Origin of the sequence: Streptomyces sp. BR123 (genome assembly GCF_013401435.1) — a bacterium.
Classification (GTDB): domain Bacteria; phylum Actinomycetota; class Actinomycetes; order Streptomycetales; family Streptomycetaceae; genus Streptomyces.
On record NZ_JACBGN010000078.1, the window covers coordinates 1 to 26,297 of the forward strand.

General features: G+C 75.6%; 22 protein-coding genes and 2 pseudogenes. 9 read left to right on the forward strand and 15 right to left on the reverse strand.

Annotated features, from left to right (window positions below; translation table 11 throughout):
• Window positions 1-349 precede the first annotated feature (349 nt).
• Window positions 350-1,525, reverse strand: a complete 1,176-nt coding sequence (locus tag HYE82_RS15115; RefSeq protein ID WP_179174569.1) for a DUF418 domain-containing protein — start codon at window positions 1,523-1,525, stop codon at window positions 350-352.
• Between the two features lie 266 nt (window positions 1,526-1,791).
• Between HYE82_RS15115 and HYE82_RS15120 the strand changes: the two genes are divergently transcribed.
• The 3 genes from HYE82_RS15120 (at window position 1,792) to HYE82_RS15130 (ending at window position 4,159) form a co-directional block, all read left to right on the forward strand.
• The gene (locus tag HYE82_RS15120; RefSeq protein ID WP_179174570.1) at window positions 1,792-2,313 is read left to right on the forward strand and encodes an SRPBCC family protein; all 522 of its coding nucleotides are present in this window, start codon (window positions 1,792-1,794) and stop codon (window positions 2,311-2,313) included.
• Between the two features lie 72 nt (window positions 2,314-2,385).
• Window positions 2,386-2,904 (forward strand): hypothetical protein, encoded by a 519-nt coding sequence (locus tag HYE82_RS15125; RefSeq protein ID WP_179174571.1) that lies wholly within the window; start codon window positions 2,386-2,388, stop codon window positions 2,902-2,904.
• A gap of 349 nt (window positions 2,905-3,253) precedes the next feature.
• On the forward strand, window positions 3,254-4,159 hold the full coding sequence (locus HYE82_RS15130; protein ID WP_179174590.1) for a class I SAM-dependent methyltransferase: 906 nt from the start codon (window positions 3,254-3,256) through the stop codon (window positions 4,157-4,159).
• A gap of 72 nt (window positions 4,160-4,231) precedes the next feature.
• On the opposite strand, the gene HYE82_RS15135 is transcribed toward HYE82_RS15130, so the two are convergent.
• Complete coding sequence (locus HYE82_RS15135; protein ID WP_179174572.1) at window positions 4,232-5,725, reverse strand: DEAD/DEAH box helicase; 1,494 nt, start codon at window positions 5,723-5,725, stop codon at window positions 4,232-4,234.
• Window positions 5,722-6,294: a MarR family transcriptional regulator gene (locus HYE82_RS15140; RefSeq protein ID WP_179174573.1), complete on the reverse strand. Its 573-nt coding sequence runs from the start codon at window positions 6,292-6,294 to the stop codon at window positions 5,722-5,724. The genes HYE82_RS15135 and HYE82_RS15140 overlap by 4 nt, the downstream gene beginning before the upstream one ends.
• Window positions 6,295-6,404: 110 nt before the next feature.
• Between HYE82_RS15140 and HYE82_RS15145 the strand changes: the two genes are divergently transcribed.
• Window positions 6,405-6,794: an HGxxPAAW family protein gene (locus HYE82_RS15145; protein ID WP_179174574.1), complete on the forward strand. Its 390-nt coding sequence runs from the start codon at window positions 6,405-6,407 to the stop codon at window positions 6,792-6,794.
• A 149-nt stretch (window positions 6,795-6,943) separates the two neighbouring features.
• A complete protein-coding gene (locus tag HYE82_RS15150) occupies window positions 6,944-7,150 on the forward strand; it encodes a cold-shock protein (protein ID WP_179174575.1) in 207 nt (68 codons plus the stop codon).
• Window positions 7,151-7,268: 118 nt separating this feature from the next.
• Here the strand turns inward: HYE82_RS15150 and HYE82_RS15155 are convergent, their stop codons facing one another.
• Window positions 7,269-7,487, reverse strand: coding sequence for a ferredoxin (locus tag HYE82_RS15155; RefSeq protein WP_179174576.1), 219 nt, complete (start codon window positions 7,485-7,487; stop codon window positions 7,269-7,271).
• A complete protein-coding gene (locus HYE82_RS15160) occupies window positions 7,484-8,671 on the reverse strand; it encodes a cytochrome P450 (RefSeq protein WP_179174577.1) in 1,188 nt (395 codons plus the stop codon). Before HYE82_RS15160 ends, HYE82_RS15155 begins: the two co-directional genes overlap by 4 nt.
• 152 nt (window positions 8,672-8,823) lie before the next feature.
• On the opposite strand from HYE82_RS15160, the gene HYE82_RS15165 reads away from it, so the two are divergent.
• On the forward strand, window positions 8,824-9,093 hold the full coding sequence (locus tag HYE82_RS15165) for a hypothetical protein (RefSeq protein ID WP_179174578.1): 270 nt from the start codon (window positions 8,824-8,826) through the stop codon (window positions 9,091-9,093).
• 306 nt (window positions 9,094-9,399) lie between these two features.
• On the opposite strand, the gene HYE82_RS15170 is transcribed toward HYE82_RS15165, so the two are convergent.
• From HYE82_RS15170 to HYE82_RS39510, 4 genes and pseudogenes are all read right to left on the reverse strand, one after another.
• On the reverse strand, window positions 9,400-10,887 hold the full coding sequence (locus tag HYE82_RS15170; protein ID WP_179174579.1) for a condensation domain-containing protein: 1,488 nt from the start codon (window positions 10,885-10,887) through the stop codon (window positions 9,400-9,402).
• A 123-nt stretch (window positions 10,888-11,010) separates the two neighbouring features.
• Window positions 11,011-11,967, reverse strand: a complete 957-nt coding sequence (locus HYE82_RS15175) for an ABC transporter ATP-binding protein (protein WP_179174580.1) — start codon at window positions 11,965-11,967, stop codon at window positions 11,011-11,013.
• Window positions 11,964-14,903 (reverse strand): ABC transporter permease, encoded by a 2,940-nt coding sequence (locus HYE82_RS15180; protein ID WP_179174581.1) that lies wholly within the window; start codon window positions 14,901-14,903, stop codon window positions 11,964-11,966. Before HYE82_RS15180 ends, HYE82_RS15175 begins: the two co-directional genes overlap by 4 nt.
• Window positions 14,904-15,009: 106 nt before the next feature.
• A pseudogene (locus tag HYE82_RS39510) lies at window positions 15,010-16,464 on the reverse strand (FtsX-like permease family protein); the annotation flags it as partial.
• A gap of 18 nt (window positions 16,465-16,482) precedes the next feature.
• Between HYE82_RS39510 and HYE82_RS15190 the strand changes: the two are divergent.
• Together HYE82_RS15190 and HYE82_RS15195 are read left to right on the forward strand one after the other, a co-directional pair.
• Entirely contained in the window at window positions 16,483-18,057 is a 1,575-nt protein-coding gene (locus HYE82_RS15190) for a hypothetical protein (protein ID WP_179174582.1), read from the forward strand.
• A 317-nt stretch (window positions 18,058-18,374) separates the two neighbouring features.
• Window positions 18,375-19,145, forward strand: coding sequence for an ABC transporter ATP-binding protein (locus HYE82_RS15195; protein WP_179174583.1), 771 nt, complete (start codon window positions 18,375-18,377; stop codon window positions 19,143-19,145).
• Window positions 19,146-19,795: 650 nt separating this feature from the next.
• On the opposite strand, the gene HYE82_RS15200 is transcribed toward HYE82_RS15195, so the two are convergent.
• Window positions 19,796-20,278, reverse strand: a complete 483-nt coding sequence (locus HYE82_RS15200; RefSeq protein WP_179174584.1) for a hypothetical protein — start codon at window positions 20,276-20,278, stop codon at window positions 19,796-19,798.
• Window positions 20,279-20,430: 152 nt separating this feature from the next.
• Here HYE82_RS15200 and HYE82_RS15205 point away from each other — a divergent pair, with 152 nt between their 5' ends.
• On the forward strand, window positions 20,431-21,579 hold the full coding sequence (locus HYE82_RS15205) for a DUF2330 domain-containing protein (RefSeq protein ID WP_179174585.1): 1,149 nt from the start codon (window positions 20,431-20,433) through the stop codon (window positions 21,577-21,579).
• A gap of 18 nt (window positions 21,580-21,597) precedes the next feature.
• Here the strand turns inward: HYE82_RS15205 and HYE82_RS15210 are convergent, their stop codons facing one another.
• The 5 genes and pseudogenes from HYE82_RS15210 to HYE82_RS15230 form a co-directional block, all read right to left on the reverse strand.
• Window positions 21,598-21,978: a hypothetical protein gene (locus HYE82_RS15210; RefSeq protein WP_179174586.1), complete on the reverse strand. Its 381-nt coding sequence runs from the start codon at window positions 21,976-21,978 to the stop codon at window positions 21,598-21,600.
• 67 nt (window positions 21,979-22,045) lie between these two features.
• Window positions 22,046-23,114: pseudogene (locus tag HYE82_RS15215) on the reverse strand (zinc-dependent alcohol dehydrogenase family protein).
• 71 nt (window positions 23,115-23,185) lie between these two features.
• Window positions 23,186-24,040 (reverse strand): DMT family transporter, encoded by an 855-nt coding sequence (locus HYE82_RS15220; protein WP_179174587.1) that lies wholly within the window; start codon window positions 24,038-24,040, stop codon window positions 23,186-23,188.
• A 244-nt stretch (window positions 24,041-24,284) separates the two neighbouring features.
• Window positions 24,285-25,097 carry a RimK family alpha-L-glutamate ligase gene (locus HYE82_RS15225; RefSeq protein ID WP_179174588.1) on the reverse strand — a complete coding sequence of 271 codons (813 nt, stop codon included), beginning with the start codon at window positions 25,095-25,097 and terminating at the stop codon, window positions 24,285-24,287.
• Window positions 25,094-26,011 carry a RimK family alpha-L-glutamate ligase gene (locus HYE82_RS15230; protein WP_179174589.1) on the reverse strand — a complete coding sequence of 306 codons (918 nt, stop codon included), beginning with the start codon at window positions 26,009-26,011 and terminating at the stop codon, window positions 25,094-25,096. Before HYE82_RS15230 ends, HYE82_RS15225 begins: the two co-directional genes overlap by 4 nt.
• Window positions 26,012-26,297: the final 286 nt, after the last annotated feature.

Consider the following 26,297-nt stretch of genomic DNA (forward strand, 5'->3'; position numbering starts at 1 on the left):
CGGTGGCGGTTGGGCGGGCGGCGCGGGGGCGTCAGGTTCCTCCGCGGACGGGGGAGTAGGGGAGGCCGGTGTCTGCGTCGGTGTCGGCAGCGGCGCCAACGGGCGGCCCGCCACGACCGGTTGCCGGACCCCGGCCCCGGCGGGCTCCGGTGCGGCCGGGGCCGGGGGCACGGACGGCCGCACGGACACGCACCCGGCGGTCAGCATCACCACGGCAAGGATCAACGGCAGGGGCGGAGTTGCTCGGCGCGGCTGCACGGGCTGCATCGGCTGCATCCGCCCAGCTTGCCGCAATCGCGGTTCGGCGATCCACGAGCCGTCATGCGTACGGGTGATCCGTGCCCGCAGCTCACGCCGGCGTACGCCCGCGCGAGGCGAGCCGCAGCGCGTGCTCCAGCGGACCGCGGCGCAGCGGGCTGTCCGACCAGACCCGCTGCCAGCCCCAGGCCGCGGCGACCGACACCCCGGCGAACGCCGTCAGCGCGGTCCACGACCCGGCGCCGTGGGCCGGACCGGCCAGCACCAGTGCGTGGGCGACGTACGCGCTGAGTGCCATCGCCCCGAGCGCCGCCAGCGGCCCCAGCACCAGTACGCCCGCCCGGCGCTCCGCGGCCAGCAGGAAAAGACCGATCAGCGCACAGCCCACACCCGCATTGCCGAGCGTCTCCAACGGGGTCTGGCTGTACGGGTCCGCCACCAGCAGCCACTCCCAGGACGTGCTCGGTATGGCCCCGTACTGCCCGCCCAGCACGTCGCCCACGGGATCGGCGGCGGCCGTGGCCTCCGGGTGCCGCTCCGCTATCACCGACAGCAGCCGCTCCCGGCCGCCCAGGGGGTGGGCCCACAGCCAGGCGGCTCCGTACCCGGCGACCGCGGCCGCCGTGCCCCAGAGCGCCATCCGGGCGGCGGAGCGGCGCTCGCGCAGGTCGCACAGCCGGCCCAGGGCCAGCCCCACCAGGACGTACGGGAAGTAGGTGGCCAGCGGGTAGGCGCCGGTCAGCAGCAGCTCCAGCAGCGTCCGGCCCAGCCCCTCCCAGCTGGTCAGGGCGGACGGCTCGGGCACCGCGCCGCGCCCGGAGGCCGAGTACCCGAACACCGGACCGAGCAGGTACGACAGCAGCGGGCCCGCCACCACGGACGTGCCGGCGACGGCGGTGAGCACCGGGGTGGTGAGCCGGGTGAACGGCTCGGCGGCGAGGAAGTACACGGCGAAGAAGGTCAGGATGACGAGGATGCCCGGCCACAGTGCGGCCAGGACCAGCCCGAGTACGGCCAGCACCGCGCAGCGGATCAGCAGCGCGCGGTGGCGCTGCGCCCAGGCGCCGGAGGTCTCCGCCGGTGTGCCGCCGCCGCTGCGCTGGGCGAGGGCCAGGGAGAACCCGGCGAGGAGAGTGAACAGGGCGGGTGCCCGTCCGTCCGCCGCGACGACCAGGTAGCCGATGCCCTCGGGCCGGGGGCCCGGGCCGACGTGCACGGCGAACATGCCGAGGACGGCGAGTCCGCGAACGGCGTCGACCCCGGTCAAGCGACCCGGGCCCGCATCCCTGCGCGGACGGGAAGCGCCGGCCACTCGCATGCCTCTGCGTGCCTCTCCTCTGTCCCGGCCGGAGGCCGGTGTTTTCACGTGGTCGGACCGGCGGGTTTCATCCCGACAGTCCGCGCCGCGAACATACCAGGGACGGCGTAACAAGGTAATAAGTTCAGTGTGGCCGGAAGGGGCGGCGACGAGGAGCGGCAGGCCCCGTCGGGGAAATCCCGGGTGCGCGGCCCCCGGTCCCTCAGCATGGGGGCATGAGCGACAGCGTGATCACCTACACCGTCTACATCCTGGCCGATCCCGCACAGGTCTGGGAGGCCCTGACCGACCCCGCCTTCACCCGCCGGTACTGGGGCCTGAGCTTCGAGACCGACTGGGCGGTCGGCTCGCAGATGGCGTGGGTGGAGCGCGGGGCCCGGACCAGCGACCCCGAGCAGGTGGTCCTCGACTGCGTGCCGGACCGCAGGCTCTCGTACACCTGGCACACCTTCACTCGGGAGTGGGCGGCCGCGGTGGGGGTCGGCGAAGAGCTGCGGGCCGAGCTGGCCGGGCAGCCGCGTACGAAGGTGGCGTACGAGATCGAGCCCGTCGGGGACGCCCTCACCCGGCTGACGGTCCGCCACGAGGGCTTCGAGCCCGGCGGCACGCTGATCGGCATGTGCAGCCAGGCCTGGCCGATGCTCGCGTCCAGCCTGAAGACCCTGCTGGAGACGGGGGCCCCGCTGCCGGAGGAGGGCGTCGCCGGATCCGGCCCGGGACCCGAGCCGGCGGTGTGACCTGTTCCGGCAGGCCGGTGCGGCGGCACCCTGCGCACGGGCCGGCGACGCCGGTCGTGTGGAATGGGCGGCATGGGGAGACAAGAGGACCTGATACGCCCGGCCGACGCTGTGACGCCGCCCGAACGCTGGCGCTACGCCCGCCACCTCGCAGCCCTGGCCGACGCCGCCGGAGCCGCAGGGGGACGCGCCGGTGCGGCGGGCATCACGGCGGAGGCCGACGTCGTGGCCGCCGTCCTGCGGGATCCCGACCCCATCATGGCCGAGAGCGCGGTGGTCACCCACCTCGACCGCCGTGCCACGCGGCTCCTCGACGACGCGGCCTTCCCGGCCTGGGCCGATGCCCTGGCCCTCGTCGTCGCCGACCGCGCCTTTCCCGCCCGGAGGCTGCGCGAGTGGACCCTGCTCAGGGCGATCGGCCGCGGCGAGCCGTGGTCGGCGGAGGAGCTCACCGCCGCCTCCGACTGGTGCCAGCGCACCGCGGCCGGGCCGCTGGCCTCGTACGAGGCGCTCACCCTGCTCGCGGGCTCGGCCCGCACCCGTCGGGTCCGCAACGCCGCCGCCCAGCGCCTCCGCCGCCACACGGCCTGACGGCCCCGGCCCCGCCGGAGCCGGAGGCGGGCCGTGGGAGGGGTTCCGGTTGGAGCGCGTAGTCCCGCACCGGAAGCGGGAGTTGCCGTCAGGGGAGCCGACACGACGGCGCCGCCCGTCCAAGGTGCAGGCTTGGGTGCGAACCGGGACAAAAGGGGTAGACGGTGGTGGCTGCGGCTGCGGAATCAATCGCTCTGCACAGGAGTCTCGTCATTCGGGCATCCGTCGGTTTATGGTCGGGCTACCTGGCCGGGTATCAGTGTTGATTCAGATGCCGTTCCACTGGAGGCAGTACTCCGTGTCCCACGTTTCGCAAGCTCCCGTCACCACCCCCGACGGCGAGTCGGCCATGCCCGTTCCCACCGGGTACGGCGAGGTCAAGGGGTGGTTCTCGGACTGTGACCAGGCGCTCTTCGACTGGTTCCTGACCCGCCAGAACACGCACGGGGTGAAGCCGGGCGACCTCCTGGAGCTCGGCGCGTTCATGGGGAAGAGCGCGATCTTCCTCGGGCAGTACCTGCGGGACGGCGAGGAGTTCACCGTCTGTGACCTCTTCGACTCGCCGGCGCCGGACGAGTCCAACCTCGCGGAGATGCAGGGCTCGTACCCGACGCTGACCCGCCGCGGGTTCGAGGCGAACTACCTGGCGTTCCACGAGGCGCTGCCGACGATCATCCAGGCGCCGACCTTCGTGGTCGCCGACCGGGTGCGTCCGGCGAGCTGCCGCTTCATCCACATCGACGCCTCGCACCTGTACGAGCACGTCGTCCAGGACATCGCGTCCTCCCGGGTCGTCGCCGCCCCGGGCGCCGTCGTGGTCTTCGACGACTACCGCTCCGAGCACTGCCCCGGCGTCGCCGCCGCGGTGTGGGGTGCGGTCGCGGTCGACGGCCTCCGGCTGATCGCCGTGTCGGGGGCGAAGCTGTACGCGACCTGGGACGACCCGGAGCCGTACCGCCAGGCGCTGCTCGGGTGGCTGGAGAACCGGACGGACCTGTGGACCGGCGTGGAGGAGGTGGCCGGCCAACCGCTGGTCCGCATCGGTGACCACGGTGCCGTCCCGCCGGCGATCCCGAAGCCGCTGCGGCCGGCTCCCGAGCCGCCGACCCCGCCCGCGCCCGCGCCCGCGCCGGCTCCCGTGCGGCGGCCCGCGCCGCGTCCGGGTGCCGCGTGGCGCAAGCTCGCGAAGGACGTGCTCCCGCCGGTGGTCACCCGCGCGATCGTGAGCGAGCTGCGCCGTCGCCGGCGCCGCTGACCGTCCCCGCCACTGCCTGCGGTGCGGGGCCCGGATCGGGGCCCGCACCGCTCGTTCTGCCTACGCCCCGCGTCAGCGACCGCGGCGGACGCGGGCCGCGCGGCGGGCCTCGGCCAGGGCCTTGGCCTCCGCCGTCTTGCGGGACTCCTTGCCCTTGCCCGGCCGGCTGCCGATGCCGCGGAAGCCGAGCTCGCTGCCGGACGGGCGGCCCTTCGCGTCGGTCGGGGAGGCTCCCGACAGCGGCACCCCGGACGGGGCCTTGGCCCCGGTGATCCGGCTCAGTGCGGCCTCGCCGGAGCGGACCTGGGTGATCGTGGGCCGGATCCGGGCGTCCGCCATCAGCCGGACGACGTCACGCCGCTGGTTGGGGGTGACGAGGGTGACGACCCTGCCGGACTCGCCGGCCCGGGCGGTGCGCCCGCCGCGGTGCAGGTAGTCCTTGTGGTCGGCCGGCGGGTCCACGTTCACGACCAGATCGAGGTCGTCGATGTGGATGCCGCGCGCGGCGACGTTCGTCGCGACGAGGACCGTGATCGCCCCCTCCTTGAAGTGCGCGAGCGTCCGGGTGCGCTGCGGCTGGGACTTGCCGCTGTGCAGCCCTTCCGCCCGCACGCCCATGGCCCGCAGGTGCTTCACGAACTGGTCCACGCCGTGCTTGGTGTCCAGGAACATCAGTACCCGTCCCTCGCGGGCCGCGATCTCGGTCGCCGCGGTGACCTTGTCGGCGGAGTGGATGTGCAGGACGTGGTGGTCCATCGTGGTCACCGTGGCCGCGGACGGGTCCACGGAGTGGGAGACCGGGTCCTTCAGATAGGACCGCACCAGTTGGTCGACGTTGCGGTCCAGGGTGGCCGAGAACAGCATCCGCTGCCCGTCGGGGCGCACCTGGTCCAGGATTTCGGTGACCTGCGGCATGAAGCCCATGTCGCACATCTGGTCGGCCTCGTCGAGGACCGTGATCCGCACCCGGTCCAGGTGGACGTCACGCCGTCCCACCAGGTCGCTCAGCCGGCCCGGGGTGGCCACCACGATCTCGGAGCCGGTGCGCAGGGCGCTCACCTGCCGGCCGATCGACAGCCCGCCGACCACCGCCGCCATCCGCAGCCCGAGGGTCTGCGCGTACGGCGTGAGGGCCTCGGTCACCTGCTGCGCCAGCTCGCGCGTCGGCACCAGGACCAGCGCCAGCGGCCGCTTCGGATCCGCCGTCCGGCCCGCGGTGCGCGCGAGCACGGCGAGGCCGAAGGCGAGCGTCTTGCCGGATCCGGTCCGGCCGCGGCCCAGGATGTCCCGGCCTGCGAGCGAGTTGGGGAGGGTGGCGGCCTGGATGGGGAACGGCTTCTCCACCCCGGACTCGGCCATCGCCGCCAGCAGCTCCGCGGGCAGGTCGAGCTCGGTGAAGGACTCCACGGGCGGCAGAGTCGGGGCGAGCGGCTCGGGCACGGCGAACTCACCCTGCAGGACGGGGGTCCGGGGCGCCTTGCCGGCGCCCTTCCCGGCACCACGCTGGGGGGCTGCCTTGGGGGCGGGCCTGACGCCGAAACGTCCGTAGGGGGACGGGTTCCTCATGCAGAGCCTTCCGTGGGACACGAAAAGGGAAATTTTATCATCGGCGGATTCAGGCCTCCGGCCGCTGCCGGGTCCGCCGGGGCTGCGGAGGGCGGCTCGCCGGACCGCAGGTGGTCCAGGTGTGCACGTGCCTCGACGGTCGCGCGGGCGAACCAGTCGGCGATGACGGCGACCTCCTCGGGGGAGTAATCGTCGAACAGCGCGGCGAGCCGGGCGTAGAAGGGCCTGTACACCTCCACCACCCGCCGGGCCGCCACCGGATCGGCCACCACCCGGACCCGGCGCCGGTCGGCCGGGTCGGGCTGCCGCTTCGCGTACCCCGCGCGCTCCAGCCGGTTGAGGACACCGGTGACCGCGCCGGTGGTGAGATTGGCCAGCGCGGCCAGGTCACCGGCCGAGAGCGGCTCGTCCCCGGCTTCCATGACGTGCCCGAGGCAGGTCAGATCGGTGACGTTGAGCCCCAGCAGCTGCGCCACCTCCTGCCGGCCGATCAGGCCGAGGGCGACGTAGTGGTCCATACGGGAGATCGCCTCCCCGGACGTCGCCGGGGGGCGGGTCTTGCCCTGCACGCGCAGACTCCTTAGCATCTAAGTTGCTTAGCTCGCGAGATACTTGCCGATCGGATGTTTAGCTCGTGAGATAAACCTTCCTGCCGCCGAGCCTACTTCGGGAGAGCCATGTGAGCGCGCACGGAGACGTCGACCTCGGACACACCGTCGCCGGCTGGACCGGCACCACCCTGGCGATACTGGGTTCCCTCGGCGCCGGTGCGGCCCTCTGTGCGGGCTGGGAGCCGGGCGTCTGGCTCGGCCTCGCCCTCGTCGCCGCGGCCGCGGTCGTCACCTGGCTGCTGCACCTCGCGGGCTGGGGCAAGCCGAGCGGCCCCCGGCCTTCCCCCGCACGCGACTGGCGGGTCCGGGACGGCGTCGCCCGCACGGGACACGCCGACTGCCTGGGCTGCCGGATGAGCGGCGGCCGGCGCGCCGCGGCGGCGGGCCCGGCGGCCGGGCCCCGGGGCGCCGCCGCGCTGCCGGCCGCCGCGGAGAGCGGAGCGGGTACGTCCGGGTGAGGTGCGTCGGCCGTGCAGATGTACGGGCAGGTGTTCGAAGGGTCCCCGAATGGCCGTATGAGGGTGTGATCCAAGGGGCGGGTGGGCAGGATTTGGACGGCGGCACCGTACGTGCGGCCCGCGTGGAACGTTGAGAAGGATCAGCACCGATGGCTACAGGCACCGTGAAGTGGTTCAACTCGGAGAAGGGGTTCGGCTTCATCCAGCAGGACGACGGCGGCCCGGACGTGTTCGTCCACTACTCCGCCATCCAGACGTCCGGCTTCCGGGCGCTGGAGGAGAACCAGAAGGTTCAGTACGACGTCGTCAAAGGCCCCAAGGGTCCCCAGGCCGAGAATGTGATGCCCACCAGCTGACCGCCCCGCCTCTTCACGCCGCCGGCCCGACGTGACGGGCCGTGAGCCCCGCCGGCCGCGCCGGCGGGGCTCACGGTTTACGCGTACGCGGTATCCCGCGGCGCCGTGCCGGTCTCGGTCAGTCCTCCCGGAGGATCACCGCCGCGACCGGGCAGGCGCGCACGGCCTCGCGCAGCAGGGGGCTGCCGTGGCCGTCCTCCCGCCCGGGCAGGACCCGGCCGAAGCCGTCGTCGTCCTGGGTGAAGACGTCGGGGACGGTCAGGGCGCACTGGCCCGCGCCGATGCACACGGCGGTGTCGATGCCGACGGCGGTGCGCCGGGACGGTACGCCGCTCACCAGGTCACCGGGAGTTCGACCATGCCCTGGATGGTGTCGCCGGGTTTGAAGGGGATCCGGTCCGGCTCCGCCGCCAGGCGCAGCCCCGGCAGCCGTGTGAAGAGGGTGCCCAGGGCGATCTCCATCTCGGCGCGGGCCAGGTTCTGCCCCAGGCACTGGTGGATGCCGAAGCCGAAGGCCACGTGGTGCCGGGCCGGGCGGTGCCAGTCCAGCACGTCGGGCTCCGCGAAGACGGACGCGTCCCGGTTGATGACGGAGGTCGGGAAGACGACCCCGTCGTCGGCCCGGATCGTGACCCCGCCGATCTCGATGTCCCCGGTGGCCACGCGCAGCATGCCGTCCGCGATCGACAGGAACCGCATCAGCTCCTCCACGGCGGCCGGGATGAGCGAGGGGTCCTCGCGCAGCTCGGCCAGCTGCTCCGGGTGGCGCAGCAGGGTGAAGGTGCCCAGCGAGATCATGTTCGCCGTGGTCTCGTGCCCCGCGATCAGCAGGATCGCGGCCAGCGAGACCAGCTCGTCGACGTCCGTCTCGCCCGGCTCCAGGCGCCGCTCGACCAGCTCGTCCAGGAGGCCGTCGCCGCGGTCCGTCCGCTTGTGCCCGATCAGCCCGGCCAGATACGCGTTGATGCGGGTGCGGGCGTCCTCCACGTCGGCGATGTCCGGCCCGCGCAGCAGCCGCCGCGACTGCCCTTCGAAGAACTCGTGGTCCTCGTACGGGACCCCGAGCAGCGAGCAGATCACCATCGACGGCACGGGCAGGGCGAAGGCGCCGACCAGCTCGGCTCCCGGACCGCGGGCGACCATCTCGTCGATCAGCAGGTCGACGGTTTCCTGGATGCGCGGCCGCAGGGCCGCCGTCCGCTTCAGGGTGAAGCTCGGTATGAGCATCCTGCGCTGGACGTTGTGCACCGGGTCGTCGACGCCGAGCAGCGCGGTGCGGCGGTCCCGCAGGCCCTTGAAGCGCGCGTTGGGGGCGGGGAAGGCGGCGTTGTCGCGGTCGGAGGAGAGCCGGCTGTCGGACAGCAGGGCGCGCGCCTCGGCGTGCCCGGTGACCACCCACGCGGACCGGCCGTCGAAAAGGGTCACGCGGGACAGCGGCCGGCTCGTGCGCAGGGGATCGTAGGCGGCCGGCGGGTGGTAGGGACAGGTTCGGTCCTGAGGGAAGGCAACGGTCTCTGACATGCGGCACCTCATCAGCGCGGTCGATACGTTCCGTCTCGCCTGAATCCATTACATGCCCGAGGCATCTATTCCACCCATACCTTTTCCGGCCAGATCAGCCCGCTCCCCTGCCCGGACCGGGCGTTGTCAGTGGTGCCTGTGAAGCTGGCGGTATGGACGACAGGATGCTCCGCCTCCGGGTGTACGGTGCCGACCACGACGATCCCGACCCGGGTCCGCGCCCCGGCCGCAGCTACGGCGAGCTCGTGGGCGGCCCCCTCGACGGGCTCCTCCTCGACATCACGGGCTGGAGCGCCGTCCGGCTCGCCGAGGAGGCCGCCCTTCCCACGGAGATAGGCCGGTACGGGGCCGGCGGCCGGTCCCACTACCGGCGCCGCGCGGCCGACCCCGACCGCTGGGACTGGTCGGGCGACAGCCGCTGACCCACGGCGCGGCCGCAGGTCGCGGGCGGCGCCCCGGCTCACGCTCCGCGCCCACGGCACCAGCGGGACCTGCAGCGGCAGCCGACCGATGACGACCGCCCGCCAGGCGGGGGAGCGGTGCCGTGCGTCGACGCCCTGGCGCAGGACCCGGCGCTGCGCGGCCGCCACCTGCTGCCCGGCGTCCGGGGCGACCTGCCGGAGCGGGCTCGGCCGGCCCGAGGAGGCCCGCGCCGGGTTCGAGCGCGCCGCCTCCCCCCTCACCGCGAACGCCCGCGAACGGGACCTGCTGCGGCGGGCCGGATCCCGTCAACGGCGGGCGGCGTACCCGGACCCGCTCACCGCGAGCGCCGCGCCGACCGGCCCGCGGGGCGCGGCCAGCCCGAGGGGCCGGCCGAGGGACCCGTGCCGGGCGATCTCGCGGACCGTGCGCCGCAGCGCCGCCTGGAAGCCGGCCATGGTGCGGCGGGCCGCTGGGGTGTCCACGTAGATCGAGTTCATGTGCAGCCCGTCCGCGTCCCGCTGGAACCAGGAGCAGGCGCCGTTGGCCCGCGCCGACCACACGTGCGAGGCGGGCCGCCAGTCGTCGTGCCGCTCGGCGCCCGGGCACTTGCGGGTGTCGATGTACGAGAAGAAGTTCACCGGGTACGGCCAGGAACGGGCGGCGAAGTCCACCGGCGCGAGCAGCTGCCACGCCCGCACGAACGGCACGTCGAGGTGGCCCATCATCTCCCCGAACGCGGCCCGCACCCCGGCCATCACCTGGGCGAAGTCCCGGCCGGGCGAGGCGTCGAACTCGATCGGCATGGTGTTGACGAACCAGCCCACCGACTGCGCCCACCCGTCCGGGCCGCGCTCGCTCACCGGCATGAACCCCCGGTACACACCCGGCCCGCCCGCCTCGCGCAGGCAGACCGCGACCGCGGCGAGCACCCCCATGAACGCCTTCCCGTCCACCGCCCGGCACGCCTTGTCGAACACCTCGGTCTCGCCGGCGTCGAGCAGCGGCGAGGCCTCGTTGACGATCGGGTACATCCGGCCCGGCTCCACGCCGAGGTCGAGCGGGAACCGGGGGAAGAACTCCCCGCCGCCGCGGGCCACGAACTCCTGCCAGTAGCCCAGCCGTTCGTCGTCCGCGGTGATGCCGGCGCATCGGCGGCGCTGGTCCTCGGCGAAGTCGAGGTAGCTGGGGTCGGGGGCGTCGCCGGCCTCCTCGCCCCGGCACAGGGCCTCGTACGCGCTCTGCACCTGCTGCACCGCGATCGGCATCGACAGGCCGTCGCAGACGATGTGGTCGAAGGCCAGGTAGACGGTCGCGGAATCCTCGCGCAGCACGGCGCCCATCGTGAACAGGGGCCAGGACAGCGTGTCGATGCTCCGCTTGAACCGCTCCGACAGGAACCCGACCAGTGCCCGCGTGGTGTCGAAGGCCGCCACCGGGGCGACGGACAGGGCGAGTTCGCCCGGGGCCAGGGGCTCACACGCCAGCTCCCCGGCGAGCCGCCGGAACTCGCACCGCAGCACCTCGTGCCGCCGTACGAACGCCAGCAGCGCCCGGGTCATCGCCGACTCGTCCAGGGCCCCCGCGACCTCGAACGTGACGGCGAGCCAGGACGCGACGGGGTCATCGGCCCCCCGGCTCTGCTCGGCGACGGTGAAGTGCTTGTCCTGGTTGAATGAGGCCCTTCTGCCCGGCCCCTCCGCGGACGGCTCCGGCCCCGCCGCCGTGGACCGCAACCGCCATTCGACCACCCGGCCGGGTGCCATGCCGTGCATCTCCAGAGGAAACTGCCGCATTCCGCCATCCCTTCGCCCCCAGAGCCAAACCCCGTGGCCGTAACGACACCCGGGCTGCGGAAGTGACGGGCGGGCCCGCGGGCGCCGGCCCGCGCGCACCGCCGCGGGCGCGGGCCGCCTGCCTCAGGCGGCGCCGTCGGGGTGCACGGCTATGTGGTCGGCGGCCAGTTCGACGGCGACCCGGTGCTCCATCCCCAGCGCCTCCAGGAACTTCCGGGGCAGCTGCACCCGGCCGGTGCGGTCCAGCACCACGTACTCGCGTTCGCTCACCGACTCGGCGCCGTGCTCGTCGGTGACCGTGCGCCGCAGGACCTCGCTGCTCGTGCGGCCGTCGCGGATCGCGACGGTACGGCGGACCTCGCCCGCGACGAGCGGGTCGTGCGTGACGACGACCACGGTCACGCCGAGCTCGCGGTTCACGGTGCGCAGCGCCTCGAAGACCGCGGCCCCGGTCTCGGAGTCGAGCTCGCCGGTGGGCTCGTCGGCCAGGAGCACCGCCGGGCCGGAGGCCATGGCCACCGCGATCGCCACCCGCTGCTGCTGGCCGCCGGAGAGCTCGGCGGGGCGTCGGCCCGCCAGGTCCCCGATGCCCAGGGCGTCGAGGAGCTCCGCCACCCGGGCGGCCTGCCGCCGCCGGGCCCCGCCGCGGGAGCGGCCCGCCAACTGCAGGGGCAGGGCGATGTTCTGGGCAGCCGTCAGGAACGGCATCAGGTTGCGGGCCGTCTGCTGCCACACGAAGCCCACGGCCTCGCGCCGGTAGCGCAGCCGGTCCTTCGCGGACATCTCCAGCAGGTCGTACCCGTCGACGGTGGCCCTGCCGGCGGTCGGGACGTCCAGCCCGGCCAGGATGTTCAGCAGGGTCGATTTGCCGCTGCCCGAGGCGCCGACCAGCGCCACCAGATCACCGCGGGCCACGGTCAGTTCCAGGCCCTGCAGCGCCTGCACCTCGATCCCGTCGGTGCTGAAGATGCGCACCAGCCGGTCGCAGGCGATGGCCGTCCCGGCCTCCGGCCCCCGGGGCCCGGAGGCCGCGAGGGCCTGCTGTCGCAGCTCTTCGTAGGTCGGCTGGTCGGTGGTCAACGCTGGTCTCCCGCTCTCAACTCGGTGGTGATCTGGCGCCGCCCGGACACCGCGGTCTCGGCGATCACCGCCAGGGCCACCAGCGCGGTCAGCCCCAGCGCCTGCGCCAGCACCGGCAGGACCGCCGGCCGAAGCCCCGGCGGCACGGGCGCGCCGACCATGGTCGACAGGTCCACGTACGGCCCCAGCAGGGCCACGGCGGACAGTCCCACGACGGCCCCGCCGATGGTGGCGCCGACCGCCTGCGGCAGCGCCTCGACGAGGATCAGGCGCAGGCCCTGCCGGGGGCGCAGGCCCATCGTGCGCAGCCGGGCCAGTACGGCGGCCCGTTCGGGGGCGGCCCGCACCAGGGTCAGCAGCACCGCCAGCAGGGCGAATCCGAGGGCCCCGGCCAGGGAGCCCCAGAACAGCCGGCCCGCCGACCGCTGGAGCGGGTTCTCGCCGAGCCCGGCGGCCACGGCGGTACTGGTCTCCAGCCGGAACCTCGCTGCCTTCCCGGCCGGCGCCGTGGCCCGGACGAGCTCCTCCAGCCGGTCCCCGTCGACCGGGCCGGTGGCGAACCACCGGTCGGGGCCGGGCCCGCGCGGCAGTGCGGCGGCGGTCGCCGGACCCGCCGGGAGGACGATGACGGCCCCGCCGCCGTCCGGCTTGGCCGGGGTGCCGTCGACCACGCCGGCGCCGCGGATCCGCAGTTCCCCGCCGGAGTCCAGGTGGAGTCGGAGCGGCTCACCGCCGGGCGGGGCCAGCCGGGCCAGCGCACTGCTGAACAGCGCCGGCACCGGGGCGGCGGCGGATCCCGCATCCGCTCCGGTTCCGTTGGAGCCGCCGGTGGCCAGGACCGCCGGGTCGAACCGGCCGCGCCCGACGGCCCGGGCCAGTTCCGCGTACCGGACCGGATCGGCGATGACCACGGTGACCTGGGTGGAGCCCTGCGCCGTACCGAACAGGAAGGCGTTGTCGTAGGTCCACACCTCCACCGCGGTCCGTACGCCGGGCAGCGCGGCGGCGGCCCGGGACATCTCCCCGGGCACGGCGTGGCCGGGAGGCGCGGCGATCTGCACGTCGCCGCCGACGGCCAGCCGGGCCGCCCGGATCCTGGCGGAGTCCACCGCCTCCAGCACCGTGGCACCGAAGCCGCCGGTGGTGACCGCCAGCAGCAGTGCGACCAGCGGGAGCGCGGACGGCCGGCCCCGGCCCCCGGTGCCGCGCGCGGCACGGGCCAGGCCGAGGAAGCCGACCAGGCCGCGCCCCCGCCCGGCCGCCCGCGCCAGCCCCCCGACGACGGCGGGCTGGAGCCGGGCCAGCATCAGCCCCCCGGACAGGGCGAGCAGCAGCGGAGCGGCGATCAGCAGGAGATCGGGGCCCTGTCCGGCGGGCGCGATCCCGCGTCGGCGGACCTCGTACACGGCCGCGGCGGTGGCGGCGAGCACCAGCAGCTCGGCGACCAGCCGGCGGCGCGGTGCGGGGGCGCGGGGCGGGGACAGCAGGACGGCGGCCCGGACGGGGAAGGCGAGCAGGACGAACAGGGTGGTCGCGGCGGCGGCCAGCAGGGTGCCCGCCCACCGTGGTGTCGGCAGCAGCACCACGGCGAGCGCGGTCGCAGCCACGGCGGCGGGAAGGACGGTGACCGCGCCCTCGCCGAGCAGCCGGCCGACGATGCCGGCGCGCGAGCCGCCGCGGGCCGTGAGCAGCCGCAGCTCGGCCTGCCTCCGGTCGGCGGCGAGCGCCCCGGCCAGGCAGAACACGACGACGGCCACCCCGGTGACACCGGCCGGGCCGATCGCGGCGAGCGGTGCGGCCGCCTGCCGGCGGGCTTCGGCCTGCGCGAACAGCTGCGGCAGCCGGGAGGTGATCCGCAGGTTGGCCCGGCCGGCGGATCGCTCCAGCTCGGAGGCGGTCCGGCCGATCGTGTACGAGGCCACCTCCTGCTTGACGGCGTCGAGTCGGTCGGCCCGGAGGACGGCGGTGTCCACCGGCAGCCGCCAGAAGTCCTCGGAGCCCTCGCCCCACGGGCCGAGCCGGTCGATGCCGTCCGGTCCGACGAGCGCGGCGGTCTGCCAGAACATCTCCGGCAGCCGGCTCCGGGTGAGGTTGGCGCAGGCGCGGGTGAGGCAGGGCAGGTCGGCCCAGTAGGGGTCGTCCTCGTCGTGGGCCGCGTACAGGCCGACCACCTCGGCCCTGTACGGGCGGCCGAAGAGGTCGGGCGGGGTCTCCAGCACCGTCCCGAGCCGGACGTTCAGGGTCTCGGCCGCCTTCTGCGACAGCGCCACCGGCACCGGCCCCTCGGGGGCTCCGCCGGCGGGCCAGCGGCCCGCGACCAGCCGGGCGTGCGCGGCGGCCTGCCGCAGGTACAGCAGGTTGAGCTGGGGCGACACGCCCTCGGGGCGGGACAGTTCGGGGTTGGTGAGCGCGCGTGAACCGAGCGCCCGGGTGCCGTGCACCGGCCCGGTCGGGGCGATCCGGAACACCGGTCCGGTCCGCGCGAGGAGCTCCGCCAGGACCTGGTCCAGGCCCTCGGGGGTCTGCGGCCCGACCCGCGCGTCGGACGTGGCGATCAGGCTCGTCGGGGCGGGGCGGCCGTGGAGGAAGGAGCGCAGCGCCTGGTCGGCGCCGCGGTCCAGGGCCCGCGGCAGGGCGGCCGCGAGGAGGACGGCGGTGAAGGCGAGGGCGGCCGCGAGCAGGGCGCCCAGCGGGGCCGCGCGCAGCCGGGTCCGCACCCAGGCCGCGGGCCGCACCCGCCTCTCCGCGGCCCCGCCGTTCCGCGCGCCGTGCTCCGTCCGCGTGCCGTCGACCGCCTGCGTGGTGCTGTTGTCGGGGTGCGTGCCGGTCGCCGTCGGCGCGGCCTTGCCCGATCGCGTGCTGTCGGGCCGGGGCGCGGCGCCCGGCTGCGGGTCGTCGGCCGGGTCGGGCCGGCGGTCCGTCACGTCCCTGGTCACAGCTCCTCCACGGGGCGCAGCCGGGCGGCCGCGTGGGCTCCCCGGCCGCGCGGCTTGCGAGTACGGCCGACAGCAGCGGTGCCGCGGTGACGGCGGCCACCAGCAGCAGGACGGCGCCGGTCGGCAGGTCGACGAGCACCTCGGGCACGGGGCGCCGTCCGGCGGGCGTCAGCACAACGAGCGGGATGACCAGGTGGACGATCGCGGCGCCCAGCCCCACCCCGACGGCACTGCCCAGCCCCACCAGCAGGCAGCCCTCGGCGGCCGCGGTCCCGGCCAGTTTCCGCCGGGACGCCCCGAGGGCCTGCAGGACGCCGAACTCCCGGGCCCGATCCCGCCCGGCAGCGGCGCCGGCCGCGGCGAAGCCGATCGCCGCGAGCACCGCGCCGACCGCCGCCAGGGCGGCCAGCGCGGCCTGCGGGCCGGCGCTCAGCGGATCCCGGAGCAGCCGGGCGGCGACCTCCTCGCGCAGCATCACCTGCTGCGCCCCGGATCCGGAGCGCAGTGCGGCGGCGGCCCGCGCCGGGGCGGGGTCGTCGGGGGATGCCGCCGGCAGCCACCACTCGGCGGGGGCGGGCAGCTCCCGCGCCCCGGCTGCGGCCAGCAGGCGCCCCAGGGACTGCAGGTCGACGGCGAGGGCCGGATCGCCCGCCACGGGGAGGGAGCCCACCGCGGCGTTGATCCGCACGGGCACGGTGGCCGGCCCCAGCGGGACGGAGATCAGGTCCCCGACGGCCGCCCCCGCCTCCGCGAGGTATCCGCGGGTGGCGACGCCGGGCACCTCGGGAACGGCCTGCGCCACCCCGGGCGGCGTGAGCGCCAGCTGCGCGCCGCCCGGGGCCTCGAAGCCGCCCTGGTAGCGCAGCCGCACCCAGGCGGAGCCGTCCCCGTCGGCGGGCAGGAGTTCGCCGGCGGGCTTCCGGTCGGCCCCGGTGCCGGGGAGCGGCGGGGCGTCGAGCGTCCAGCCGGACCCGCCGCCGGCGGCGCCCGGCGCGGGTGCGGGCACGGGGACGGCCGGGCCGTCGTGGCTGTCGGAGACGGCGAGCCGCCGGACGGCCACCTCGCCTCCGACGACGGGTGTGCCCGCAGGGAGGTACGACACCACGATCCCGGCGATGCCGAGCGGCGCCGCGGCGGATCCGAGCGGAGCCCCGGTCAGCATGCCCAGGTCCACCGAGACGGTGGCCCCGTCGCCGGGCGGCAGCTGGACAATCGGCGTCCGGTGGGTCAGCCCGAACCGGTCGCGGAGCAGCAGCCCGAGCCCCGGGTTCCCGCTGTCGCCGGGTGAGCGCAGCGCGATGTCCAGGTCGATGCGGCGGGGCCGTCCCGGCAGCGGGATGCCGCCCGTGACGGGTGCCGCGGCGGCGGGCGGGGCGAACAGTTCGCGCATCGGACGGCCGTTGCGCAGGTCGGCTCGCAGCGGGACGCGTTCGGCTGCCGCGGCGGCGTCGAACGCGAGGATCTGCGCCGTCCGCCCGCCGGGCAGCTGCTGCGCGCTGCGGATCACCGGCATCACCCGGTCGCCGCCGGGCAGGGCCGCGTACCGGCCGCCCTGGCCCATCGGGGCGAGATCGCTGCCGTGGATCCGCAGCCCGCCCGCGGTGGTGAACTCGGCCTGGTCGCGCTGGGACGCGGACCATGCGGTGTGCTGGCCCACGGCGAGCACCCCGCTGGACACGGCGAGCACGAGCAGAAGGACGGGGCCGGCGGCCCGGCCGGGCCTGCGGGCCAGCTGCCAGCCGACGAGCGCCGGCCCGAGCCCGCGGCCCCGGGCGGCGATCCGCCCGCCGAGGCGCGCCGCGAACGGCAGCAGCCGCAGCACCAGCAGGGTGCCGGCGCACAGGGTCAGCGGCGGCGCCGCGACCAGCAGCAGGTCGACGCCGAGCCCGGCCGCCGCCCCCTGCGCGTCCGCCGCCGGGCCGTCGCCGCTGTGCCGGGACACCTGCCGGTAGGCGAGGACGGCGAGGGCCAGCAGCGCCAGGTCGGCTCCGGAGCGGGCGGCCCCGGCGACGATCGCCTGCCGGCGGCCGGCCCGGCGCAGCACGGCGGCCGCGGTCCCGCGGAGTACGGCGGGCAGGGTGATCATCAGCAGGCAGGCCACGGCACACGCAGCCGCGGCCGGCCACAGCAGCAGCGGGTCGCCGTCCGGGTCGAACGGCACCCGGGCCAGCGGGCCGACCCCGGCGAACAGCCGCAGCAGCGGCGGGGCGAGCAGCGGGGCCAGCAGCGCGGCCGGCAGGGTGATCAGCAGCGCCTCGGCCAGGCCCAGGGCGGCGAGCCGCCCGCGGGACGCCCCGCGGGCCAGCAGCAGGACCCGCTCGCCCTCCTGCCGGTCCGTCAGCAGGCGGGAGACGAGCAGCAGGGCGGCCGCGGCGAGGACGGCGAGCTGCAGCGCGCCGACGAGTACGGCCGACCGGGCCACGAGCTGCCCGGATTCCAGTTCGCCCAGGAGTTCCTGCAGTTCGGTGGCGGCGGTCAGGCCCGTGGAGCCCTTGAGGCGGGCGGCGGAGTCCGCGGCACGGGCGGCGAGGGACCGCGTCTCGGCGGTGCGGACGTCCGTGAAGTCGGGGGTGATCAGCCAGGCGCGGGCGTCCTGGACGATGCCGCCCGCGGTGAAGGCGCTGTCGTCGACGAGCAGCGGGCCGTACGAGGTGAAGGTGCCGACCTGGACCTCGCGCCCGCCGAACGGGTCCAGCCGCCAGTAGGCCGCGTCCCGGTCGGCCGCCCGGTAGACACCGGTGACCCGCACGGTGAGCGGTGCGCCGCCGTACCGGTCGTCCAGCCGTACGTCGCCCGGCAGCGACTGCGCGGTGAGCCCCAGCCGGGCCAGCGCCTGCTGAGGGACGGCGACCGGCACGGGGCCGCCGGGCGCCGCCACGGCGCCGGGCCACCGGCCCGCGACGAGGACGGCCCGTTCGCGGTCGAGGGAGGCCAACAGGGTCAGGGCCGCCTCGGTGCCCTGGTTGTGCGCGCGCGGCAGCCCGTACGCGCGGCTGCGCGCCGTGCTTTCGACAGCGACCGGAAACCGCCCGAACAGCTCGCTGCCGAAGGCGCGCACGGCCGTGTCGTCCTTCCCGCGCGCGGACACCGGATGCCCGCCGGTGACGAGGACGGTGCTCCGGATCCGGTCGGCACCGGTCAGGGCCTGGCGTAACCCGGCCTCGCCCACGCCGCGGGTGAACGCGGTCAGCGCGGTCAGCACCGTGGTGGCGATCAGTACGGTCAGCAGCACGGCGGCGGCGAGCGGCAGTTGCCCGCGCAGCCGGCGCACGACGAAGCCGAGCATGCGCTGTGTTCCTCCCCCGTTCCGGACCACGGGGTCCGGATAGCGGACGATGTTGTCAGATGCGGTCGTTGCACGGAAGGGGCTTGCGCGATCCAGGTGGCAGATGAACAGAATTCGGAAGGCAAGTGGTTCGGACGTGGTCCACGGGGCGCTTGTCGGCCGATTTCCGGGGGAGAGAACGCACCATGACAGAGGATCAGTGGGCCGCGCCCGCAGCCGCCGCACGTGCCGCAGACGCTGCGACCCCGCCTGCGGCCATGGTCGTCGTGGACGACGTCCACCGCACCTTCGGCAGCGGGGAACGCGCCGTGCACGCGCTGCGCGGGGCGTCTTTCGCGGTCGCGCGCGGGAGTCTGACCGCCCTCAAGGGCCGCTCCGGTTCCGGCAAGACGACGCTGCTGAACCTGGTCGGCGGCCTGGACGCCCCGACGATCGGCACCGTCACCGTCGACGGCACCGACCTCGCCGGCCTCGACGAGGCCGGCCTGCTCGCGCTGCGCCGCGACCGGATCGGCTTCGTGTTCCAGTCCTTCGGCTTGATCCCGGTCCTGACCGCGGCCGAGAACGTCGGCATCCCGATGAGGATGCGCGCGGTACCGGCGAAGGAGCGCGAGGAGCGGGCTCGCACCCTGCTCGCCCTCGTCGGGCTGGCCGAGCACGCCGAGCAGCGGCCCGGAGAGCTCTCCGGCGGCCAGCAGCAGCGGGTCGCGGTGGCCCGCGCCCTCGCCAACGAGCCTGCCCTGATCATCGCGGACGAGCCGACCGGCCAGCTCGACTCCGATACGGGCCGCTCGGTCATGCAGCTGCTGCGCGCGGTGGCCCGCAGCGAGGGCGTCACCGTCCTCGTCGCCACCCACGACCCGGCCCTCATCGAACTCGCGGACCACGTGGTGGAGTTGCGCGACGGCCGGATCGCTCCGCCGGATCCGGGCGACGGCGGCGGCCCGGCCGCCTGAGCTGCCGCGCCCCCTTACGCGTCCCCGCCCCGGCCCCGACCCGGGGCAGGCCGCCCGCGCCACATCGGGATCGACGTCGCCGAGCAGGCCGACGATCACCGGCCTGGAGCTGCGGCCGGGGGCGTTGCGATGCACGGCGACCTCGCGCAAACCCGCCGCACCGGCGGCTCACGCCGGGCCACGTCCTCCGGCAGCGCCTCGCGGGCGAGCCGGATCGCGGTGTGCTCGTCGGTGTCCGCGAGCGCGCCCACCGGGTCAGGGGCGAGGCCGGTCCGGCCGACCGGCTCCCCCGGCCGAGCTGCTCGACCGCCCCCGCTCCGCCCCCGCTCCGCATCCGCACCCGCTGGGCGGCGGTGAGTGCGATCAGCCGGGCGAGCAGCGCCGGGTCGGCCGCGAGGCGGCAGCAGGCGAGGCCCGCCGCATCACCGTGCCGATGACGGGGCACCGGTCGCTCGTCGCTCGTCGCTCGTCGCTCGTCGCTCGTCGCTCGTCGCCCGTCCCGCGGCCACCGGACGTCCGGAACCCGGCGCCACCCGGCCGTCCGCTCGGCGGCGGGCGACCCGGGCTCGGCGGCGACACGGCCCCGGGCAGTCCCGGCAGCCCCGGGTCGCCCCCGCCGTCTCCCGGGCGGCGGCGGGGTGCTCACCGGGTCAGGCGGCCAGGCCCAGGAGTTCGAGGATGCCGTCCACATAGGCCGCCGACACCGTGTCCGGGCGGGTCACCGCCTCCAGGCGCAGCGAGCCCACGTTCGTGCGGATGTACGCCGCGCACTGCCCGTACAGCCCGGCCTCGTACGGGGACCCGTCGTCCTCCGTGCTCGCCAGCGCCAGCAGGGTCCACAGCAGGGCCTCCCGGGTGGCCAGCCGCGGCGGGCCCGCCGACCAGACGGCCATCAGCACGCCGCACACCGCCGGGGCGGGCGGCCGCAGCTGCCCCGCCTGGAAGGCGTGGCCCTCCAGCGCGCGGTAGGCCGACGGATGTCCCTCCGCCGCGTCCCACAGCTGGTCCACCAGATGTCCGGCGCTGCGCCCGCAGCCGCACACGATCGATTCCCAGTCGTGCCGGGCGATCTCCGCCACGACCGGATCCGGCACCAGCGGGCTGATGCGCGGCTTGTCTTCCTTCCCTCTCATGGGAGCAGTATGGGGATGCTCCCGGCGCGCGGGACAGGGGCCCCCGTGCAGTGCCGTCCCGTACGCCCGTCGAGGGCGTGGGGGAGGGGTGCACGAGCCGCACACACGGCCGGAACCGGATCACACGGCCGGTCGTCTGAGACCGCGTGTGGATGAGAAACCGAATCGCGGCACTGCTCCTGTTCCTGCTCGCGACCCAGCTGGGATCGCTGATCAGTCCTGCGTACGCGTGCGGCTGCGGGGCGATGGTCCCCGAGGGCAGGTCCAGGATCGGCGTCTCGCGCGAGACCTCCGTCGTGCGCTGGGACGGCCGGACCGAGGAGATCGTCATGAGGTTCACGGTCGCCGGGAACGCCCGTCAGGCGGCCTGGATCATGCCGGTGCCGACGCGGGCTTCGGTGGAGCTCGGCGACGCGGACCTGTTCCGCGAACTCACCTGGCTGACCCGGCCCGAGCGCAAGGCCCGGCACTACTTCTTCCCCCGCTCCGGCGACTGGCCGTTCTCCGCCGGCGCCGGCGACGGGGCCGCCGCCGAGGCGCCGGCCGTCGGCGGTGACGCCTCCGTCGGCGTCGTCGGCCGCGAACAGCTCGGGGACTTCGACGTCGCACGCCTGACCGCCACCGACCCGGACGCGCTGCGGCAGTGGCTGGAGTCCAACGGGTTCACGATGCCCGACACCCTGGCCACCGAGGTCAAGCCGTACGTGGACCAGAAGTGGGAGTACGTCGCCGTACGCCTCGCCCCCCGGAAGCAGGGCGGCGTCCTGTACGGCACCCTCGACCCGCTGCGGATCCGCTTCGACAGCGAGCGGCTCGTCTACCCGATGCGGCTGTCCCGGATGGCGAAGACGCCCCAGTCGCTGGGCCTGTACGTGCTGGCCGAGCACCGGATGGAGCCCGTCTCCCGGATCGGCGGATCCGCACCGGAGGTCACCTTCGCGGGCAAGGTCGCAGGGAGGGACGAGCTCGCCCCCCTCACCGGCGGCCGCGAGACGTTCCTCACCGCGATCGACCAGGAGTTCCCGGAGCCCGGACGGATCTCGGGCGACCACGAACTGCGCGCCGCCGCCTCCGACACGCCGTACCGGCGGGCCGTCTACCACGACGAGCTGCTCGTGATCGGCGGATTCCCGGCCTGGATGCTGGCCCTGGGCGCGGTGCTCGTGGTGGTGGGCGCCGGGACCTTCGTCTGGCTCCGACGCCGCCGGGACGACGCACCCATCGCATTCGACACACCTGCCGCACCTGCCGCACCTGCCGCTCCCGGCGCTCCGGCCGAGCCGCCGACCGCCCGCGCCTGACCCGTGAAGCGGGCCGGACTACCCGGGGAGGGGCGGGACCGTGTACGTGCCGCCCGGGTCGAACCGGGGCGGTGTCCGGTCCGGGACCGGCGTGTGCTGGGGCGCCGGGGGCGTGTGGGGGCCCCGGTCGGGGTTCTGCGGGATCTCCGGGGCTCCCGGCCCGGTGCTCGACTCCGGCCGCGCGCCGGGGGTTTGCGCCGGGTGGGGGACGTCGGCCGGTGTCGGCGCCGCCGACGGGGTGGGCGGCGCCGCCGGGTCCGGTGCGGCCGCCGTCGGCGTGCCGGTGGGCCGATCCGCGGCCGGACCCTTGCCGGAACCGCCGGAGCAGCCGCCGACGAGCAGCCCGGCCACCAGTACGCCGGCCGCGGCGCGCGCCGCGGCACCGCTGCGGGACCTCACACCCACCATCCACCCCCGGGGAAACGGTCGTTCGATCGATGCGATCGGATCGCGGCCAGATCGTAGCTCAGGAGACGGCGGACGCCCCCGGCCGGATGATCGTCACCCCGCGCCCCGGCGCCGACCCCATCGCCGCGAGCGCGGCCGGAGCCGCATCGAGCGGGATCGTGGACGTGACCAGCAGGTCCGGGCGCAGCGCCCCGGCCCGGACCAGCTCCATCATCGGCGGGTACGCGTGCGCGGCCATGCCGTGGCTGCCGAGGACCTCCAACTCCCAGCCGATGATCCGCTCCATCGGCAGGATCGTTTCCCCGGCCGCGGTCGGCAGCAGCCCCACCTGCACGTGCCGCCCCCGCCTGCGCAGCCCCGCCACCGACGCCGCGGCCGTCACCGGCGACCCCAGGGCGTCCAGCGACAGGTGTGCGCCCCCGCCCGTGAGCTCCCGTACCGCGGCGGCCGTCGCGCCGCCGACCGCGCCCGCGTCCACGGTGTGTGCCGCACCGAACCCCCGGGCCAGGGCCAGCGCCTCGGGCGCCGTGTCCACCGCCACGACCCGCGCGCCGGCCGCCGCCGCGATCATCACCGCGGAGAGCCCCACCCCGCCGCATCCGTGCACCGCGACCCACTCGCCGGGCGCCACCCGCCCCTGAGCGACCACCGCGCGGAAGGCCGTGGCGAACCGGCAGCCGAGCCCGGCGGCCGTCGCGTACGAGAGCTCCTCGGGCACGGCCACCAGGTTCACGTCGGCGTGCTCCAGAGCCACGTAATCGGCGAACGAACCCCAGTGCGTGAAGCCCGGCTGCGTCTGCCGGGCACACACCTGCTGATCGCCCGCCGCGCAGTCGGCGCAGCTCCCGCAGGCGCACACGAACGGCACCGTCACCCGGTCCCCGGGCCGCCAGCCGGTCACCCCGGAGCCCACGGCCTCGACGACGCCCGCGAGTTCGTGACCCGGTACGTGCGGGTACGTGCGGCAGCACGATGTCCGGATCGTGCCCCATCCACCCGTGCCAGTCGCTGCGGCACAGCCCGGTCGCCTCGACGCGCACCACCACCCCGCCCGGGGACGGGCTCGGATCCGGCACCTCCCGGACCTCGGCCGGCTGCCCGTACCGCTCGAACACCACCGCGCGCATCGCACCCGCCCTCCGTTCGACTCCCGCGCACGCTACCGGTTCCTGTCCGCGGGCGCGGGTGAGCGCACCGGTCAGGGCCCGCCCACGCCGGCCCGGGCCAGCGCGAGGACGCCCGCGCAGATCAGGGTGATGCCCAGCATCTGGGGGAGGAGCCACCACCCGGACCGCAGGTGCTCGTCGTACAGGACCACCCCCAGCGCGATGCTGAACGTTGCGTCGCCCAGCGTCAGCGCGGGCTGCGAGGCGACCAGCGGGCCTCCCTGCATGGCGTGTTCGAGCAGCAGCAGCGCGCAGATGCCGCTGAGCGCGAAGGCGTACGTCTGCCAGGTGGTCAGGAACGCTCCCAACCCGCCCTCCGCGAGAAGCGGGACCGAATCCTTCATCAGGGCTGCGGTGAGCGCGTAGCAGACGGCGGTGGCCGCGCCCAGGCAGCCCGCCCGGGCCCGCCCCGCCGGCCGGCGCAGCCCGGCGAGCGCCAGGGCCAGCGCCGCCCCCGCACACACGGCGAGGGCGGGCAGCCAGCGGTCGAGCGGGACGTGCGTGAGGTTCCCGGTCGGCGCGGCCGCGGCCAGGGCCAGCCCGAGCCCGGCCACCACGGCGGCCACGGCCGCCCACAGCGCGCCGGGCAGGCGCCCCCGCACCACCAGTGAGGCGATCAGCAGCGCGAACGGCAGCTCCAGCACGAACAGGGGCTGTACGAGCGCCAGCGCGCCCGTGGCGAGCGCCGCGGCCTGTCCCGCCCCGGCCGCGATCACGGCCAGGATCCCGGCGACCCACACCGGACGCCGCAGCAGGTCGAGGACCAGCCCCGGCCGGAACCCCTGGCTCTGCGGCACCGTCAGCGCCGCCCGCCGCTGCAGCACGGTGGCCAGCGCGTTGCTGAGCGCCGCGAACAGCGCGAAGAGGACCGGCAGTACGACGCCCATCCGCCGATCCTCGGCTCCCCCGGCCCGCCGCACCCCGCCGACACGCCCCGCCGGCACCGATTCCGCCCCGGACGCCGGGAGCAGGCGCGGCGGCCCGGCCCGCAGGACCGTTCTCGCGGCCGAGCGGCGGGCCCGGTCTGTGCCGCGGTCGGGTGGCCCGTGCGGCAGGCCGGCACGGGACAGCCGGGGTGGTGCGGCACCGTGGGGCTGCATCGGCGGCTGCGGCCGGGACAGCCCGTGCGGCTCAGCCGTGGCGGGTCGTGGCGCGCGTGAGGGCCAGGCCGGCGAGGGCCTCGGGGGCGCCGTCCTGGCCGCGGATGCCGGGGAAGGCGTTCACGTCCACGACCAGCGGGACACCGCCCCCGGTATCGATGACGTCCACGCCGTACACGTCGAGCGCGAACACCTCGCCGACCTGCAGCACCAACTGCTCCCACCCGTCGGGCAGCTCGCCGAGGGCCAGCGGCAGCGTCGGGCCGCGGCCGTCCGGCGCGAGCTCCGAGCGGCGCAGGGCGGCGAAGACCCGGCCTCCGACGGCCCACAGCTTGTGGTCCCAGCCGTTGTTCGGCGCGAAGTCCTGGACCACGACCGGCTCCTGCGGCCACTGCGCGGCCAGCTCCCGCAGCCGGGCCGCGTCGTCGGCGCGGGCCACCAGGTCGTGGCGGCGGCTGTGTCGGCTCTTGACCACCACGGGCCCGTCCGGCACCGGGTCGCCCGAGGCCGCCCAGTCCCCGAGGGAGTCGTGGGTACGGGTCGCCGCGAACGGAAGCCCGGCCCGTACGGCCAGCTCCGCCATCGCCGTACGGTCCTGGCAGAGCGTCGTCGCCGCCGCCGAGTTGACCACGGGCGCGCCCTGCCGCTCCAGCTCCCGCGCGAGGGCGAGGGCCTGAGGCGTCCGCGCCTTCAGCAGGTACACGTCGGCCTGAGGCGGGGTCGGGGGCCCGGCCGCCGTCCCCGGGTCCAGCGGTTCCACCCGGTGCCCGTCGGCGCGCAGCAGCCCGGCCGCGGCGGCCAACAGCGGATGGTCGGGATCCGGGGTGATCAGGCAGACCCTCACAGCGCGGCCTCGCCCGCCCGCGCGGCCTGCACGGGAATGGGCACGGGCACCGCCCGCGGCCGCGGACGGCACACCGGCGGGGCGGGGGCGGCTGCCGCACCGCCGGACCGCGAGGCGAGGCCCAGTACTGCCCGGGCCACCCGGGCCGCAGCGTCGGGGACCTGGCGGAAGCTCGGGAAGTCGTTCACGTCGACCACCACCGGGCCGTCGGGGCCGAACAACACGTCCACCCCGTACAGGTCCAGCCCGTAGACCGCACCGACCTGCGCGGCGATCGCCGCCACCTCCGCGGACAGCGGGATCCGCCGCTCCCGGACGGCCGGGTCCGGGTGCAGCGGGGAGCAGCGCTCCGTCGCGAACAGCTCGCCGCCGACCGCGTACACCTTCACGTCGGTCCCCGCATTGGGCACGTACGGCTGGGCGATCAGCATGCCCTCGGCGGCGAGCGCGGGCAGCAGCGCCTCCATCCGCTCCGGCGAGGGCACCAGGTGCACTCCGCGGCCGGAGCTGCCGTCCGCGGGCTTGACGACCAGCGGGTACTGCGCCGCGGGTATCTCCCGCAGGAGGTCCGGCCGGGCCACCGCGTACGTCTGCGGCATCGGCAGGCCCCCGGCCCGCCCGATGGCGGCGGCCAGCGCCTTGTCCCGTACGCCGCGGATGGACCGGGCGTCGTTGACGGTGGTGGCCCCGGCCGCGGCGGCGGCCTCCAGCAGGGTGAGACCGGGTCCGCCGGACACGGTCTTGAGCACCCACGCGTCGTGCGTGCCGGCGTCCATCAGCTCGGTCATGCGCAGCAGCGAGCCGCCGGGCCGCAGCACGTCCACCCGGTGGCCCCAGGCGGTCAGCTGCCGGACCACCTCGTTGGGCATGCCGTCGTGGCGGTAGTGCTCCTCCACCAGGAAGCAGAGCCTCATGGACCTTCCCCACCCTTGTAGTCGCCGGACGTCCGCCGATTACGTCCGGCGAGCTGTGACGTCACAGGATGTCATGGACCGCAATGTGATGATCGGTCCGGTCCGCGCTATGTGCACATTTCGGCCCACCCCTCCCAGGAGCGGGGGAAACCGGGCGACCGGCCACAGCGAACCCGCCCCCCTCCACGAGCCGGCACACGCGCATGGCGTGGGCCCGGCTCCTGAATCCAGCGCTGGGCGACGGGGCGGCGAGGCCGCCCCGTCGCCCAGGGGATACCCCGTCAGG